Source organism: Pseudomonas sp. St290 (genome assembly GCF_018325805.1).
Classification (GTDB): domain Bacteria; phylum Pseudomonadota; class Gammaproteobacteria; order Pseudomonadales; family Pseudomonadaceae; genus Aquipseudomonas; species Aquipseudomonas bijieensis.
In genome coordinates this window covers 3,431,443-3,447,813 of the sequence record NZ_AP014703.1, presented here as the reverse complement: position 1 = coordinate 3,447,813, position 16,371 = coordinate 3,431,443, and the positions used below count along the sequence as shown (strand labels likewise).

The window sequence follows — 16,371 nt, the reverse complement described above, 5'->3', positions numbered from 1 at the left end:
TCGTGTTTTCAGAGGCCTTATTTTGAATCATCCGTTTCTCATTGCGCAGATCAGCGACCTGCATCTCAAGGCCGGGGAAAAACTGACCTATGGCGTCGTCGATACCCTCGCCGCGTTGCGTCGTGCCGTCAATCATTTGAATTGCCAGGTGCCGCGTCCCGACATTGTGGTAGTCAGCGGCGACCTGGTGGACTTCGGTCGCCCTGACGAATATGCCGTGCTGCACCCCGAACTGGCGCGCCTGCACATGCCTTGCTACCTGGTGCCCGGCAACCATGACAACCGCGAACACTTGCGGGCGGCATTTGCTGATCACCACTACCTGCCAAGCTTGCCCGGCGCCCCCCTGGATTGGGTGGTCGAAGAGTATCCGCTGCGCCTGATCGGCCTGGACAGCACGATTCCCGGCGGCCATGGCGGTCAGTTGCTGGACAGCCAATTGCGCTGGCTCGATGAACAATTGGCCTGTCGTCCCGAGGTGCCAACGCTACTGGTCCTGCACCATCCGCCGTTTGTCAGCGGAATTGGTCACATGGACCGCGAACCGTTCATCAATGCCTCGGCGCTGGAACAGGTCATCGCCCGCCATCCGCAGGTGGAACGCTTGCTCTGCGGACATTTGCATCGGCCGATGCAACGGCGCTTCGGCGGTAGCCTGAGCTGCGTCTGCCCCGGCACATCGCATCAAATCGTCCTGGATCTACAACCAACCGCTCCTGCGCATTTCAATCTGGAACCACCGGGATACTTGCTGCATCACTGGCATGGCCAGGGTTTGGTGACCCATAACGGTGTGTTTGGCGAATATCCCGGACCGTATCCGTTTTATGACGCTCATGGATTGATCGACTGATAACCCAGGGACTTTCACTGATAGCACTCTTTGGAGACTTATCCCCTAACCCACTCTATGCATTGAAGATTTTCTAACGAGTCATTTAACGCATCGGCCAATCATGTGATCGGCCGAGCGCTTCCTGCTGCCTTTTCAACATGCCCGGAACAGTGATTCCGCGGCGGAGTTCGCCCTGATGAAAGTTCTATTTAACGTACTGAGTGTTTTAACGGGTGGCGTGACGCTTGTCCTCAGCCCATTGGCGTCGGCTGACTTTATCAACGACAGTAAAGCCAACTTGAACTTGCGCAACTTCTACTTCAACAACGATAACCGTGACGGAGCCGCCGCGCCTTCGAAGACCGAAGAGTGGGGCCAGGCCTTCATGCTCAATTATCAATCCGGTTTTACCGACGGCACCGTCGGCTTCGGCCTGGACGCCATGGGCCTGCTGGGTTTGAAGCTCGACAGTGGCGCGGGCCGACATGTCGGTGGCTCGATGTTCCCCAACGACGGTGACAAGGCTGCCGATCAATGGGCCCGCCTCGGTGCGACGGCGAAGATGCGCGTCTCCAAGACGGAACTGCGCTACGGCACCTTGCAACCGAAACTGCCGATCCTGGTTTCCAACGATGGCCGCCTGCTGCCGCAAACCTTCGAGGGTGGCCAGGTCACCAGCAATGACATCGACAACCTGACCTTCACCGCCGGCCAACTGGAACACGCTACTGGCCGGGCTTCCAGCGACAGCGCCGGCCTCGCGGTGGCGGGCGGCAGCCAGGAAAGCAACAAATTCACCTTCGCCGGTGGCGATTACAAATTGACCAAGGATCTGACCGCCCAGTATTACTACGCCAATCTCGAAGACTATTACCAGCAGCACTTCGCCGGTTTGCTGCATGTGTTGCCGCTGGGTGAATATGGCTCGTTGAAAACCGACTTGCGTTACTTCAAGACCACCTCCGATGGCAAGAACAGCAGCGCGGCTGGTCGCGCCAGTGGTTACAAACTTGGCGGCTATACCAAGGACGGTAGCGGTGAAATCGACAACGATACCTGGAGCGCGGCGTTCATCTACTCATTGGGCGGCCACGCCATTACTGCCGGTTATCAAAGCGTTTCCGAAGACAGCAACTTTACGCAACTGAACCAAGGCGGCCTGGTGGGCAAAGGTGAAGGCGGCGCCAGTCTGTATCTCTACACCGACCGCACCATCCAGACATTCATCCAGGCCGGCGAACGCACGGCATTCGCCCAGTATGCCTATGACTTCGCAGCGCTTGGCGTTCCGGGTTTGAAGGCCTCGGTGATGTACCTCAAGGGCGACAATATCCAGACCACCAGCGGCAATGACGCCAGTGAATGGGAACGTGACATCTCCCTGGATTATGTGATTCAGAGCGGCGCATTGAAGAACGTCGGTTTCGGCTGGCGCAACGGTATGTCGCGAAGCGATATTGCCCGCGACCAGGATCAGAATCGCCTGATTGTGAGCTATAGCATTCCATTGATGTAACCGTGCAGAAGGAAGGAGCCGGCAGTACGCTCACTGCGGCTCCTTTCCTTCTACCCTTGCTGCGCTGAAACAACCGCGCGCACCTTCATGGGGCGTGGCGATTCGCATGATCAGGCAATAATCAGCCCGGATCGTGCAATCGGTCCCCAACATTGCTTTCTATAGTTAACCAGAGCCAAACCATCTGGAGCTGGTACCCCTATGAGCGCCCTCAATATCAACGGCCGTGAATACACGGTTGACGTAGACCCAAGCACCCCGATTCTTTGGACCCTGCGCGACACGCTGGGCATGACCGGCACCAAGTTCGGCTGCGGCGCGGCGCTGTGTGGTGCCTGCACCGTTCATCTGGATGGCCAGGCCATTCGCTCCTGCGTAACGCCCATCGCCGCCGCTCAAGGCAAGAAAATCACCACCATCGAAGCGGCAACCAATGGCAGCGACCCGGTCGGCACTGCCGTGCATGAGGCCTGGGTCAAGCACGACGTGGCGCAGTGCGGTTACTGCCAGAGCGGGCAGATCATGAGCGCCACGGCGTTCCTCAAGGCCCAGCCCAAGGGCAAGCAACCCACGGTCGCCGAGATCGACTCGGCCATGGCCGGCAACATCTGCCGCTGTGGCACCTACGCCCGTATCCGCGCCGCGGTGGCGGATGCCGCCAAAGCCCTTGCCTGATCGGAGCCCACCATGCTGAACGAAATTTTCCCCAATGAGCTGCCTCGCGCCCTGCAGCACAGCCTGGAGCGCGATCAGGCCGATGGCCCCGCCACCCTTCCCCGTCGCAGCTTCCTCAAGATTGTCGGCATTGGCGGCCTGGCCCTCGGCGCTTTTCCTCACCTGGCCCTGGCCCAGGAGGCCAACGGCTCAGCCGCAACGCCGCTGAAACCGACTCAGCAGCCCTCCGCATTCGTGCAGATCGCCCCTGACGGCGTGGTGACGGTGACCCTCAACCGCCTGGAGTTCGGCCAGGGCGTACAGACCAGCCTGCCGATGATCCTCGCCGAAGAACTCGATGCCGACTGGAGCCTGGTGCGCAGTCGCAACGGCAACAGCGACGCCGCCTACCTGGATCCGAATCTAGGTATTCACCTCACCGGCGGTTCCAGTTCGATCAAGAACAGCTATACCCAATACCGCGAACTGGGCGCCCGCGCTCGCGGCATGTTGCTCGCGGCGGCAGCCGCGCGTTGGAACGTGGACGTGGCAAGCCTGAGCACCCAAGCCGGCACAGTGTTCGGCCCGGGGGGCCGTAAAGCGAGCTACGGCGAACTGGCCGAAGCCGCGATGGCAATGCCGGTGCCGGAAAAGGTCACGCTCAAGGATCCCAAGGACTTCCGAATCATCGGCCAGGCCACCACGCGCATCGATGCCAAGGCCAAGAGCAGCGGCCAGCAGGATTTCGGCATCGATATGCATCTGCCGGGGCAACTCACCGCGGTGGTGGCGCGTCCGCCAGTGTTCGGCGCCAGGATTGCCTCTTTGGACGACAGCGCGGCACGGGCAACCAAAGGGGTAAAAGCCGTGTTTCGGGTGCCGCTGGACCGAGGCGCCGAAGGCGTTGCGGTGGTGGCGGACGGTTATTGGCAAGCAAAGCTGGCGCGCGATGCGCTGAAGCTGGAATGGGACCTGGCCAACGTCGAGAAAGTGGACAGTGAAAAACAACTGATCCAATACCGCGAGCTGGCCACTCAACCCGGGCCACGACAGTTCGACGCTGACATGACACCGCTTGCCAGCGCGCCGCATCAGTTGCAGGCCGAGTTTGTGTTCCCTTACCTCGCCCACGCGCCCATGGAGCCGTTGAACTGCACCGTGCAACTTGCCCAGGGCCGTGCCCAGTTGTGGGTCGGCACGCAGTTTCCCGGCGGTGATGGCGCGGCGGCGGCACGGGTCCTGAATCTGCAACCCGAACAAGTCCAGGTCAATGTGCAGACGGCGGGCGGCGGTTTCGGCCGGCGTGGCGTGCCCACCAACGATTTCGTCGTGCTGGCTTGCGAGGTGGCCAAGGCCGCGCACGCCGCCGGGCTTGATGTACCGATCCGCACGCTCTGGAGCCGTGAGGACGATATCAAGGGCGGCTACTATCGCCCCATGCACCTGCACCGTGCGCACATCGGTTTTGACGACAGCGGCAAGGTGCTGGCCTGGGACCATGCCCTGGTCGGGCAGTCCATCGTCAGTGGCACTCCGTTCGAAGGAATGATCAAGAACGGCATCGATGCGACTGCAACAGAGGGCATGCGTAATCCTTATCCGCTGCCGATGCGCCTGACAGTCCATCACCCCAAACTCAACGTCCCCGTATTGTGGTGGCGCAGCGTGGGCTCCACCCATACGGCTTTTGTGATGGAAACCCTGATCGACGAGATCGCCCGCACCACCAAGCAGGATCCGGTGGCTTACCGGATGAAGCTGTTTGGCGACGAGAACCCGCGCCATCGCGCTGCGCTGCAACTGGCCGTGGACAAGAGCGAATACGGTAAACGTCAGCTAGCGGCGGGCCGCGCCTGGGGCGTGGCGGTCCATGAGTCGTTCAGTTCGGTGGTGGCCTACGTCGTCGAGGCCTCGGTAAAGGACGGGCGTCCGGTGCTGCACAACGTGACTGCCGGCGTGCACTGCAATCTGGTCGTCAACCCACGCAGCATCGAGGCCCAGGTACAAGGCGCGGCGCTGATGGGACTGTCGATGTGCCTGCCTGGTGGCGCCGTCACCCTGAAGGATGGTGTGGTGCAGCAAAGCAATTTCGCTGACTTCAGCGTGCCGCGCATCACCGACATGCCGGAGTTTGCCGTTCACATCGTGCCTAGCGCCGAACCGCCTACGGGAATGGGCGAACCCGGCCTGCCGGCGCTGGCTCCTGCTTTTGCCAACGCCGTGGCGAGCCTGACAGGTAAACCGTTGCGTGAGTTGCCGTTCAAGTTAGCATGACAGGCGTGTGAGGCTGTCTGGTCGCAATGCCAGACAAGCCTCACGATCACAAACGAATCCGCTTGATATCCCGCTGCGGTGGAGCCCCAAACAGGCGGCTGTACTCACGACTGAACTGCGAGGCACTTTCATAGCCAACCAGCCCTCCTGCACTGCTCGCGTCGACGTTCTGGCTCAACATCAACTGCCGAGCGGCTTGTAGCCGCAATTGCTTCTGGTATTGCAACGGACTCATTCCGGTCACGGAGCGAAAATGCTGGCGAAACGTAGAAGGACTCATGTGGGCTTGTGCCGCCAGATCGTCCATGCGCAACGCCTGGCGAAAATTCAGTTTCAGCCAGGCGACCGTCTTGGCGATGTGCTGGCTGGGTGAACCGGCAGCGATCACATGCAGCAACTGCGGCGCGTGGGCACCGCTCAACAGGCGAGCGACAATCTCTTCCTTGATCAGCGGAGCCACCGTATCGAGCAGTAACGGTTCCTCCAGCAGGTCTATCAAGCGTCGCAGGGCGTGCAGCACCCCGGCATCCAGTGCCTGTACGGTAATCGGTCGAAACGCGTCGTCTCTCATGCGTTGTGACAACTGCATGCGCTCGGCCACCTGCATCACCATCGTGCTGTCGAATCGCAGCATCATGCCCAGGAATGGCTTGGCAATGCTGGCTTGGGAGACATGGGAAATGACCGGCAGATCCACGCAGGTCACCATGGATTGGCCGGGCGCGTAGGTCAGTATCTCGTCCCCGATCATGGCTTGCTTGCGACCTTGCAAGGTCACGCCGATCCCCAGGCCGTAGATGCAATGCATCGGCGCGGTGATTGCTTTGCGCCGATGCAGGCTCAAGCCGGCAATGGCGGTGATCTGGTCGCCATCGCTTGGCACAAGCTGGCTGACCGAACCGGCCAGGCGACTGATGTCGCTGACAACCTGGTCGCTTTTGAAATCGCTGTGCACACTTCACTCCTTCAAACATCGGGCTCACGACTTGTGGTGATGGCGAACACTGTTCGGCATCACCGCAAGTCGTTGATCAATATGGACGCAAGTATGCTGGGTTGGCGATTCTAATCGCTTGCCTGATTGGCGTAATTTCTTGCACGATTCAACGAGCCATAACCGACACCAACCACACCAGGCCAGTTATGACAAGATGTTTCAATGAGCCAGGGATGCACAAAGTGATGGCTTGGATCGAAAACTAAAGACCCTGGAAGATGTAGCCGGTTGAACGTTGATCATCCAACGCGACACCTGCTTGCAGCAGTCGTTGGGCCAGGGCCGGCGTTTCGACCCGCACTTTCCAATCCAGGCCTTTCGGTGCCACGGGGGCGCGGTCGTAACGAATGATCGCTTCCGCCAACTGCTCTCGATCAGGCAAGTACACCGCCAATGCGTTGCCCTTCCAGGCAGCGACGTTCATGCCCATCGCTTCACACAGCGCAATCTTGGCCTGGGCATCGTCCCTGTCCGCCTGGCGGGAGCGTTCGATCTGATCAGCCAGGATCGGATCGACGACGCGGTCGGTAAACAGAACCTCGCCCGCCTCCCAGACCTCAGGAGGACAGACCTTGTCGGCTGGACGCAAGGCAATGAGCGGATTGATTTCCATCGGGTAGATTCGACAGACCAACGGCCGCTCTTCATAGATACCGCAACGCCCATCGTCACCAAGGTTGCGGCACTGCGTCAGCGCATTGCCCGCCAGTACCGCAACGACTCGAATCTGGGCATCGCCACTGGTGACAGCCACGGCCCGTTGAGCGCTGTGGGCGAATTGTCGAGGCTCTGAAGACCAAGTCGTCTCATCGAATGCCTCCAGTACGACCGCCACCTCATGTCCGCGTTGTAACCACTGTCTTGCTTCGTCCAATGTCAGTGGAATCAGCCGCCCCTTGCAGCAGATCCCGCAGCCGTTGCAGGCAAAGCGGATCGTGTCGTTTTCCATATCAAGCACTCATACACATGTTTTCGAACGCCTACAGAAGCCCCCGCCACTCGGATACACGCGTGGCAGGGCCTCAGGGCCGCGAGAGTATGTGGAGCGAAACGCCAATCCGTTTGCCGGATCCGCCGGCATAGTTGCCTGATCCAAGGTGATTCCAGGTCTCAGACAAATCGAAACCCTGCGATTTGGGCCGATGAACATCAGGAGTCGTTATTACCGTAGGATGCAGCTCCCTGGGCTAGCGCAGATGATCAGCATCAATCACAGCCTGGGCGAACGCCTGCGGCGCCTCTTGCGGCAGGTTGTGACCGATGCCGCCCTCGATCAAACGATGCTCGTATTTGCCGGTGAATCGCTTGGCATAGGCCTCGGCCGGTGGGTGCGGCGCACCGTTGGCGTCACCCTCCAGAGTGATGGTTGGCACGTTGATGGACGGAAAGGTCGCGAGTTTCTTCTCCAGCTTGTCGTACTTTGCCTCGCCCTTGACCAGACCCAGGCGCCAGCGATAGTTGAAGATCGAGACGGCGACATGATCGGGGTTCTGCAAAGCTGCGGCGCTGCGGTCATAAGTCGCGTCATCGAAGTTCCACTTTGGTGACGCCAGTTTCCAGATCAGCTTGGCGAAGTCGTGGGTGTTCTTTTCATAGCCCAAGCGGCCACGTTCTGTCGCAAAGTAGAACTGGTACCACCACTGCAACTCGGCGGCCGGCGGCAGCGGCGCCTTGCCGGCTTCCTGGCTGCCGATCAGGTAGCCACTGACCGCCACCAGGGCTTTCACTCGTTCCGGCCACAGGGCCGCGACGATGTCGGCGGTACGGGCACCCCAGTCGTAGCCGCCGAGCACGGCCTGCTTGATGTTCAGTGTGTCCATGAAGTCGATGAGATCGCTCGCCAGCGCAGAAGGTTGGCCGTTGCGCACGGTCTTGGCCGACAGGAAGCGTGTGTCGCCGTAGCCGCGGGCATAGGGGATCAGCACGCGATAGCCCTTCTCGGCCAAAGCCGGAGCGACATCGGCGTAGCTGTGAATGTCATAGGGCCAACCGTGCAGCAGGATGACCACCGGCCCATCGGCAGGACCGACCTCGGCATAGGAAACGTCCAGCAGGCCAGCCTTGACGTGTTTCAACGGGCCGAAAGATGTGTGGCTGCCCGGCGTGATGGTGCCGATGGTGCTGGCCGGTACGTCGGCAGCGCTGGCCTGTGACGAGGCAAGTCCCAAGGTACCCAATTGCATCATGGCGAGTACCAGGATGGAGGGCGCGAGCAGGCGGCGGCGTGGTGCAGAAGTGTGGTGCGTCAGAGTCGTGTCCATGGCGGATTTCCTTGCGAACGGCGGGTGAGCCCGTGAGACCGCTTATGCTGTCTCGATGGGTCCATTTGACGCCGGCGAGGTATCCCGGATGTGTCATCGATGCGCTTAAAAGAAACAGTCCGTATCTGTACGTGCGGTGGATACACAGAGATACATTGACTGATGGGTATCACCTGCCCACAACGGCTTAACCCACGAGTATCTGCGACGTAGTCATCGCCAAAATCGGAAAACTCACATCCGTATCATCCTTGCCAACTGATATCATTACGCCTTCACTCATGTAGCCGATATCTAACAAGGATTTTCATGTCCACCGATAAAAACCAGTTTGACGACTGGCTGAAGAAAAATCTCGTTCGTGACCTCGTATTCCGGGCGTTGGTCTGGTTGATCATTTCGGGAATCGCGACCTATTTTGCGATCCATACGCTAAATATTCAGCCGTTGGATTACCTGGACAGAATGGGTAACTCCCTGGGCCGGTTGGTGAACAGCGTGGGCAGTGCGTCGATCTTGCTCTGCGTGCCGGCACTTATGTTCAAGGATCTGGAGGCCAGCATAAAAAATCCCACGCTTAAGGCCTTCATGGGGCGAGGCTTTGCAGGCGTAATCCGCCGACTGGCGGGCGATCTTTCATTGTGGACATTGGGCGCCGTAATAACCTTGTCGTCTTCCTTCCTCATGGTCGCCACGATCGTGGAGGTCAAGCGCTCCGATTACCTTCCGTTGGGGTTATTCTCGATAACTGCCCTCATGATGATTACCGGGGTGGGAGCTATCAACTTTTTCGTCAGGCGCAGTGCACCTACACCGTTGACGACACTCACGAACAATCCGATCTTGATTTCCCTCGTCTATGGGCTTGCCACAGCTCTGCTCGCTTTTATCGTGCTGAAGCAACTCCAATTCATATAGTCCCTCATAATCAGGGATGTCTTCGCGCGCTGAACTCACACGCAGCGCGCACATTTAGATGCATCAACGCAAAACATCTGAAATTTTTCATGACGCTTTTCCATCCCATACCTGGATTTATAAGCTTTTCAGACCGCCCCGCCCTTCCTGTGAAACGCCTCCCCCAACAGCGCCAACCGCTGCACCATTGGCGGCAGGCTTTGACTGCTTCGGGTCAGGATGCCAATGTTGTCGGCGTTGCGCTCAGCCACGGTCTGCACGCTTTGCAAGCGCTCATTGATACCCATCGACGCCTTGGATTGTTCCTGGGTGGTGCTGGCGATGAGGTCGTTGAAGTGGTTGATCACGGCAATGTCTTCCACCACGGCGTGCAGCAATTGCGAGGCCAATTGGCTGGCGGACACGCAGCGCTCCACCCCGTCGCGGCTGTCTTGCATGGCGACAGCGGCCTGGCGGCTGCCCTGCTGTAGCTTGGCAATGATCTGCTGGATCTCCGTGGTGGATGTCGAGGTCTTTTGGGACAGGGTCCGGACTTCGTCGGCCACCACCGCGAAACCACGGCCCTGCTCGCCGGCCCGAGCGGCCTCGATGGCGGCGTTGAGGGCCAGCAGGTTGGTTTGTTCGGCGATTCCATTGATTACATCGAGCACCTGGCCGATCTGCTGTGCCTGTTCAGCCAGGACTTGCACGGTTTCGTTGGTCAGGTTGATGCGACCGGCCAGCTCGACGATCTCTTCTCGGGTCTGATCAACCGTGCTGCGCCCGCGATTGACCTGCTCGTTGGCCTGGCCGGCGCGCTGCAAGGTCTGGTCGACATGGCCGGCAATGTTCTCCATGGCCTGGACCAGATGGCTGATCGCACTGCTCATCTGTGCCACTTCATCGAGCTGGTGGCGGGCGCCGGTTTCCAGGGTCTGGCCGACCTGGGACAGGTCCTGGCCCAGGTCCGAGAGGTTTCGGGTGTCGCGTACTACGCCGTCCACCAGTTGGGTAACCTGCTGGAGGAAATGATCGAAACGCTCGCTCGAAGAGACCTTGACGCCCTCGCTGTGCTGCCTGCCAGCGTCGTTGCTCAATTGCGCAGCCGCCACCAGAACCTTGTCGAGCACATCCTGGTTTTCCGTGGCGTCGGCCAGGCTCTGGTTCGCCAGGTAAATCAGGATCACACTTTCCACCACCACGTAGAACGCGTGGAGAAAGATCATCGACCAGCCAGCGTGGGTATCCATCACAAACACCGGATAACCCTGGTGTTGGAGCCAGTGAAAACCGAGGTGATGAACCGCAATGGTGGCAGCGGCAACGACAATCGGCAGCCAGTCACGGTAGAACGTCAACACGGCCAGCAGCACGAAGATCCCGAAGTGGAATTCGATCACGCCCCGGGTCTGGTTGATGTGCAATGCCGCCATGACCATCAACGCCACCGCGATAATGCAACGCATGGCCCGAGTGCCCGCCAGGACACGGTAAAGCGCGGTGCTCGCCACGCAGGTAGTCGCCCCGACCAGCAGCGCCTGGGTAAACGTCGAGTGCAGGTATGCCAGGCTCAGGGAATACAACAACGTGAGCCAAAGCAGCCCCAACATGATGCGATCGGCTTTACGGTGGTGATCGTTAAAGCGCACGGGCGATGTCATGGGGTCGTCCTTTTCAAAGACTCGGAGGGTCCGTTACCAATGCCGTTCACGTCTTGGCGGCGTTTCGAGATGGAACTTTAACTGATTACCATTAATTAGTGGCACTACGCCACCAAGCTTTTCTCATGGGTCTTTGCTTTATGATGTTCGCCATCCCATGACTGACTGATGGAACCCCCATGACTTTCGATTTCGACACGATATTGGAGCGCCACGGCACCGGTAGCACCAAATGGAGCCGCTACCCGGCCGATGTGTTGCCAATGTGGGTCGCCGATATGGACTTCCCTGCCCCACCGGTGATCATCGACGCGCTGCACAAGCGCCTTGAACATCCGATGCTGGGCTACAGCGTGGCCCAGGACAATCTGCGTGCCGCCGTCGTGGCTGACCTGTGGAGCAAGTACGCGTGGCGCGTCGAGCCCCAGCAGATCGTGTTCCTGCCGGGTGTCGAACCGGGTTTCAACATGGCGCTGCATGCCTTGGTAGAACCCCAGCAGAATGTCGTGGTGCAGGTGCCCAACTATCCACCGCTGCGCAACGCCCCGGGTCACTGGCAGTTGAACAAAGTGGAATTGCCATTCAACCCGGTCAACGGTGAATTCCAGACGCCATTGGCCGCGTTGCGCGAAGCGTTGCAAGGCGGCGGCGCCCTGTTGCTGAGCAACCCTCACAACCCGCTGGGCAAGGTGTTTGACCGCGAAGAACTCAAGGCGGTGGCTGATATTTGTCTGGAGCAGGACGCCTGGATCATCTCCGATGAAATCCATGCCGAGCTGTGTTTCGACGGCCGCGTGCATATTCCCACCGCGTCCCTCAGTGCGGAAATTGCCGAGCGCACCATCACCCTGATGTCCGCCAGCAAGGCCTTCAACATCGCCGGGTTGAAGACCTCGTTCGCCATTATCCAGGACGCCAAGGTGCGCGAACGGGTCAACAGTGCCCGGGCCGGCATGGTCGACAGCGTCAATGCCCTGGGCCTCGAAGCGACCCGTGCGGCCTATAGCGAAGCCGGCCCATGGCTCGAAGCCTTGAAAACGTATCTGCAAGCCAACCGTGATTACCTGGTCGAGGCGGTGCACACTCGCCTGCCGGGCGTCACCATGACCGTGCCCCAGGGCACTTACCTGGCCTGGCTGGATTGCTCCGGGTTGGGGCTGGATGACCCGCATGGATTCTTTCTCAAAGAAGCCAAGGTCGGGCTGAGCGCCGGGCTGGATTTTGGCGATGATGCCGGTCAGTTCGTGCGCTTGAACTTCGGCTGTCCGCTGGTGCTGCTGGAAGAAGGCATCGCGCGGATGGAACGCAGCCTGAAAGCCAGGGGCTGATCCGCCCCTGTGGCGAGGGGATTTATCCCCGCTGGGGTGCGAAGCGGCCCTAAAAACAGATCACTCGTTGTATCAGATTAACTTCGTGTGCTGTTTATTGGGGCTGCTTCGCAGCCCAACGGGGATAAATCCCCTCGCCACAATAGTCATCTGCCACGATTGCTTTATTCATGCATATCCGGCGCATGGACAAAGCACAGCTTGTTCCCTTCCGGATCGCGGCAATACGCCCCGAAATAGCCTTCGCAATACTGCGGCCTCGGGCCGGGTGGGCCTTCGTCGAAGCCGCCCATGGCAAGCGCCTGCTCCCACGCGGCGCGAACGGTTTGTGGGGAGTCGGCGGCGAAGCTCACTTGCATGCCATTGCCCCAGGTGGCGGGCAGCCCATTGAAAGGCAGCTGGACGAAAACCTGCGGCCAATGCTTGCCGGGCCGCCGCCAACCCTCCCCCGGCGGGCCCGAATCGTTTTCGCCCTCGATGCGTTCCAGCCCCAGGCAGCCGAGGACTGCGTCGTAAAAAGCGACCATTTTCGGCAGATCGCGCGCACCGATCTGTATGTGGCTGAACATTGCCTTGCTCCTTATCGAAACCGTACCGACATTGGAGAATACAGCATCGTCCGATGTTCGCCGGTGTCCGCTACTCAACGACGAAACGCCCGTCATCACGCTCATCGACGGGCAAGAAAATCCGACCGAACTCTGCCCGAAACCCCATAGTCCACCCTCCATTGCAACCAGCCTGGAGAATGACAATGGTCGACTACCCTTTCCCGCCTTTCCCGAAACAAAGCCAGCCGGTGCCCGGCAGCCAGCGGAAAATGGAACCCTACCCGGACTGCGGCGAACAGAGCTACACCGGCTCCGCAAGACTGGCGAACAAAATCGCCCTGATCACTGGCGCCGACAGCGGCATCGGTCGCGCCGTGGCCATTGCCTTCGCCCGTGAAGGCGCGGATGTGGCGATTGCCTACCTGGACGAGCATGAAGACGCCAAGGAAACCGCGCGCTGGGTCGAGCAGGCCGGGCGTCAATGCCTATTGCTGCCGGGTGACCTGGCCAACAAAGACCAGTGCCGTAAAATCGTCGATGAAACCGTCACCCGCTTCGGGCGCATCGACGTCCTGGTCAACAATGCCGCCTTTCAAATGACTCATGAAAGCCTCGAGGAAATATCCGACGAAGAATGGGTGCGCACCTTCGATATCAACATCACGGCGATGTTCAGGATCTGCCAGGCCGCTTTGCCACACATGAAGCCCGGCAGCTCGATCATCAACACCAGCTCGGTCAACTCCGACATGCCCAAGCCGACGCTGCTGGCCTATGCCACCACCAAGGGCGCCATTGCCAACTTCACCGGCGGCCTGGCGCAAATGCTCGGCCCCAAAGGCATTCGCGTGAACAGCGTGGCGCCAGGGCCGATCTGGACGCCATTGATCGTGGCGACCATGCCTGAGGAGGAGGTTCAGAATTTCGGTTCTCAAACGCCGCTTGGCCGCCCGGGCCAACCGGTTGAAGTGGCGCCGATCTATGTGCTGCTGGCCTCGGACGAAGCCAGCTACATCTCCGGAGCCCGCTATGGGATTACCGGGGGCAAGCCGATCCTTTGATCGAGGAAACCGAGGCAGATTTTGTGACGAGGGGATAAATCCCCTCGCCACAGTCAACTTCGGGGCTACTCCTTGGCAATCACCGAAATCTTCCCATTGCGCTCGATGATCGCAAACTTGATCTGCTCCAGCGTTTCGATGCCCTGGCTCGAACGTGCGGCCTCCATGATGTCCTCTTCCACTAATCGGGCATGGCGCATGCGGCCCTGGAGTATCCGACCGTTCTCGACAATGATGGTCGGACCGCCGTCGATCAATCGTGAAACCCGTTTGGAACGCTGCTTGAGCAACGACAACCCGACGTCGATGGCAATCAAGGTGACGATCACCATCAGCGCGTTGGTCAACGAAAAATCGTCTCCCAGCAGCGCCTGTTGGGTGGCTTCGCCGATGATCATCAACAATACGAAGTCGAAAGTGGTGAGGTCCGCCAGGGAGCGACGCCCGGCGATCTTGAACAACACCAGCAACGCCATATATATCGCGGCGGCCCGCAGTACCGAGTCCATAGGTCACCTAAGGGAAAATGAATTGATCGAAACCGAGCGAGGTGCCACCGGGCATGGACAGGCGGCCGTGATAAATCCCCAGACCCTGACCGAGCAATGAGAGATACAGGCTGGCCTGCCCTTGGGCATCCGCCTGGACCCAAAGCCGCATGCCTTGACCGGCACTTGCAGAGCGCATAGGCAGAGGTTGCAACGTTTGCACCTCAAAACCTTGCAGCCATGCGCCGCCCAATTCAACTTCCAGCACTGCGTTGGGTTGGCCCTTCATATGAATGATCATCGGATTGCTGGAGCCGTTGCGATGGAACATCTCGTACTCGACACCGAGACTGCCATCGCCGCTTCGTAGATCGCGCGAACTCAAGGGGCCGCGGGAGAACAAGCCAAGTAGCGTCATGATCACCAACGCCACCAGGACATACCAGCCCACCCGTTCGAAACGCCAAACCTTGAGTTGGTAATCCATATCCTCTCGCACTGGATACACGCGGCTGTGAAAGTCCTCTGGTTCAATGTGCCGGGGCATGGTGACTCCTTATTTATCTGCGTTCACCGGCCAAAGCCCGTTGGTGGAAGTGCCGCAGTTGAAGAAGCGCGTGTTCAGCAGCCCATAACTGCACCTGGCCGCGACTGCCAAAGAAGCGTTCCTGGCGACTGAACAGTGCGCGTTGGCCGTTCACATCGAACGCCCAGGCAAAGCACACCGTACCGGCGGGGATACCATCCATGTCGTCCGGCCCGAGAATGCCGGTGGTGGCCACCGCCGCATTGGCGTTAGCGTCGTGCAAGGCGCCGAGGACCATTTCTTCGGCCACTTCGCGGCTGGTGAGATTGAACATCTCGATGGTTCGCGGGCTGACCCCAAGCAGCCGTTGCTTGGCTTCCGGGGAGTACACCACGTAGCCGCTTTCGATCAGCGAACCGCAGCCCGGCACCTCGGCCAGTAACGTGACGATCTGGCCAGCGGTGCAGGATTCGGCTGTGGTCAGCCGCAGTTCATGTTCACGCAGGTACTCACAAATGAAGTGGGCAACGGTCATGGCAAGCAGTCCTTTCAGGGGGCTGATGGGTTGACCCTTGTCGCTGTTATTCATTCCCTTTATCGCGCCGTGGACCGCATACGGTAAATAAATGAAACCGTGCCCCGATCCTGAACCTCAAATCCATAGGAGCCTCATGCAGAGGCCGTCTTGATCAGGAGGTCGTCATGTCTGCACCTTTCGTCAAACTGTTCACCCATCCCGAGTTCGCCTGGGCGGACATCCGCGAACAAGAGCAGGCTCATCCGCGCCATTATCTGGGCCATCTGCTGTTGCTGGCCTTGATTCCTGCGGTGTGCCTGTTCATCGGTACCACCTGGACTGGCTGGAGCCTTGCCGAGAACGAAACCGTACGGCTCAGCAGCGCCAGCGCACTGCAATTATGCGTGCTGCTGTACCTGACCATCGTCGCTGGCGTGGCCCTCATGGGTTTGTTCATTCGCTGGATGTCACGCACTTTCGACGCGCGTCCAACGATCAACCAGTGCATTGGTTTTGCGGCCTATACCGCCACGCCTTACTTTCTGGCCGGAATCTTCGGGCTCTATCCCAGCCGGTGGCTGGCGGTCGCCGCATTGGGCCTGGCCTCGGCGTATTCGACGTTCTTGCTGTTTGTCGGGCTGCCCAAGTTCATGAGCCTCAAGAAGGAACAAGGCCTGCTGTACTCAGCCAGCGTCTGGGGCGTGGGATTGTTGGTGCTGGTGACCATCCTGGTGGAGATGATCCTGCTGTGGTTCAACGTGTTGCAGCCGGAATACCTGCGTTTTCCGGCGAGTTAAGCGCCGAC

At 59.5% G+C, this 16,371-nt stretch carries 16 protein-coding genes; 8 read left to right on the top strand and 8 right to left on the bottom strand.

Annotated elements, in window-relative coordinates; all coding sequences use genetic code 11:
- Positions 1–22 precede the first annotated feature (22 nt).
- The 4 genes from PBDP_RS15160 (at position 23) to PBDP_RS15145 (ending at position 5,279) form a co-directional block, all read left to right on the top strand.
- The gene (locus PBDP_RS15160; protein ID WP_109754078.1) at positions 23–853 is read left to right on the top strand and encodes a phosphodiesterase; all 831 of its coding nucleotides are present in this window, start codon (positions 23–25) and stop codon (positions 851–853) included.
- A 178-nt stretch (positions 854–1,031) separates the two neighbouring features.
- A complete protein-coding gene (locus PBDP_RS15155) occupies positions 1,032–2,351 on the top strand; it encodes an OprD family porin (RefSeq protein WP_109754077.1) in 1,320 nt (439 codons plus the stop codon).
- A 201-nt stretch (positions 2,352–2,552) separates the two neighbouring features.
- The gene (locus tag PBDP_RS15150; protein ID WP_109754076.1) at positions 2,553–3,026 is read left to right on the top strand and encodes a (2Fe-2S)-binding protein; all 474 of its coding nucleotides are present in this window, start codon (positions 2,553–2,555) and stop codon (positions 3,024–3,026) included.
- A 12-nt stretch (positions 3,027–3,038) separates the two neighbouring features.
- Positions 3,039–5,279, top strand: coding sequence for a xanthine dehydrogenase family protein molybdopterin-binding subunit (locus PBDP_RS15145; protein WP_109754075.1), 2,241 nt, complete (start codon positions 3,039–3,041; stop codon positions 5,277–5,279).
- Between the two features lie 46 nt (positions 5,280–5,325).
- Here the strand turns inward: PBDP_RS15145 and PBDP_RS15140 are convergent, their stop codons facing one another.
- The 3 genes from PBDP_RS15140 to PBDP_RS15130 form a co-directional block, all read right to left on the bottom strand.
- Positions 5,326–6,234, bottom strand: coding sequence for an AraC family transcriptional regulator (locus PBDP_RS15140; protein WP_109754074.1), 909 nt, complete (start codon positions 6,232–6,234; stop codon positions 5,326–5,328).
- Between the two features lie 244 nt (positions 6,235–6,478).
- Entirely contained in the window at positions 6,479–7,225 is a 747-nt protein-coding gene (locus tag PBDP_RS15135) for a YkgJ family cysteine cluster protein (protein ID WP_109754073.1), read from the bottom strand.
- Positions 7,226–7,463: 238 nt separating this feature from the next.
- Positions 7,464–8,537, bottom strand: coding sequence for an alpha/beta fold hydrolase (locus PBDP_RS15130; protein WP_212800854.1), 1,074 nt, complete (start codon positions 8,535–8,537; stop codon positions 7,464–7,466).
- A gap of 309 nt (positions 8,538–8,846) precedes the next feature.
- Between PBDP_RS15130 and PBDP_RS15125 the strand changes: the two genes are divergently transcribed.
- The gene (locus tag PBDP_RS15125) at positions 8,847–9,455 is read left to right on the top strand and encodes a hypothetical protein (RefSeq protein ID WP_212800853.1); all 609 of its coding nucleotides are present in this window, start codon (positions 8,847–8,849) and stop codon (positions 9,453–9,455) included.
- 128 nt (positions 9,456–9,583) lie between these two features.
- Here PBDP_RS15125 and PBDP_RS30320 read toward each other — a convergent pair whose 3' ends face one another.
- A complete protein-coding gene (locus PBDP_RS30320; RefSeq protein WP_371925593.1) occupies positions 9,584–10,291 on the bottom strand; it encodes a methyl-accepting chemotaxis protein in 708 nt (235 codons plus the stop codon).
- A gap of 983 nt (positions 10,292–11,274) precedes the next feature.
- Here PBDP_RS30320 and PBDP_RS15115 point away from each other — a divergent pair.
- Positions 11,275–12,423: a MalY/PatB family protein gene (locus PBDP_RS15115; RefSeq protein ID WP_212800851.1), complete on the top strand. Its 1,149-nt coding sequence runs from the start codon at positions 11,275–11,277 to the stop codon at positions 12,421–12,423.
- A gap of 164 nt (positions 12,424–12,587) precedes the next feature.
- Here PBDP_RS15115 and PBDP_RS15110 read toward each other — a convergent pair whose 3' ends face one another.
- Entirely contained in the window at positions 12,588–12,992 is a 405-nt protein-coding gene (locus tag PBDP_RS15110) for a VOC family protein (RefSeq protein WP_116832418.1), read from the bottom strand.
- 185 nt (positions 12,993–13,177) lie between these two features.
- On the opposite strand from PBDP_RS15110, the gene PBDP_RS15105 reads away from it, so the two are divergent.
- The gene (locus PBDP_RS15105) at positions 13,178–14,035 is read left to right on the top strand and encodes an SDR family oxidoreductase (RefSeq protein WP_212800850.1); all 858 of its coding nucleotides are present in this window, start codon (positions 13,178–13,180) and stop codon (positions 14,033–14,035) included.
- Positions 14,036–14,100: 65 nt separating this feature from the next.
- On the opposite strand, the gene PBDP_RS15100 is transcribed toward PBDP_RS15105, so the two are convergent.
- From PBDP_RS15100 to PBDP_RS15090, 3 genes are read right to left on the bottom strand one after another with little or no spacing between them, the layout of a single operon-like run.
- Positions 14,101–14,544 carry a DUF421 domain-containing protein gene (locus PBDP_RS15100; RefSeq protein ID WP_109754066.1) on the bottom strand — a complete coding sequence of 148 codons (444 nt, stop codon included), beginning with the start codon at positions 14,542–14,544 and terminating at the stop codon, positions 14,101–14,103.
- A 7-nt stretch (positions 14,545–14,551) separates the two neighbouring features.
- The gene (locus PBDP_RS15095) at positions 14,552–15,070 is read right to left on the bottom strand and encodes a hypothetical protein (protein ID WP_109754065.1); all 519 of its coding nucleotides are present in this window, start codon (positions 15,068–15,070) and stop codon (positions 14,552–14,554) included.
- A gap of 13 nt (positions 15,071–15,083) precedes the next feature.
- Positions 15,084–15,584 carry a CinA family protein gene (locus PBDP_RS15090; protein ID WP_116834224.1) on the bottom strand — a complete coding sequence of 167 codons (501 nt, stop codon included), beginning with the start codon at positions 15,582–15,584 and terminating at the stop codon, positions 15,084–15,086.
- 167 nt (positions 15,585–15,751) lie between these two features.
- Here PBDP_RS15090 and PBDP_RS15085 point away from each other — a divergent pair, with 167 nt between their 5' ends.
- The gene (locus PBDP_RS15085) at positions 15,752–16,363 is read left to right on the top strand and encodes a Yip1 family protein (protein WP_109754064.1); all 612 of its coding nucleotides are present in this window, start codon (positions 15,752–15,754) and stop codon (positions 16,361–16,363) included.
- Positions 16,364–16,371 lie beyond the last annotated feature (8 nt).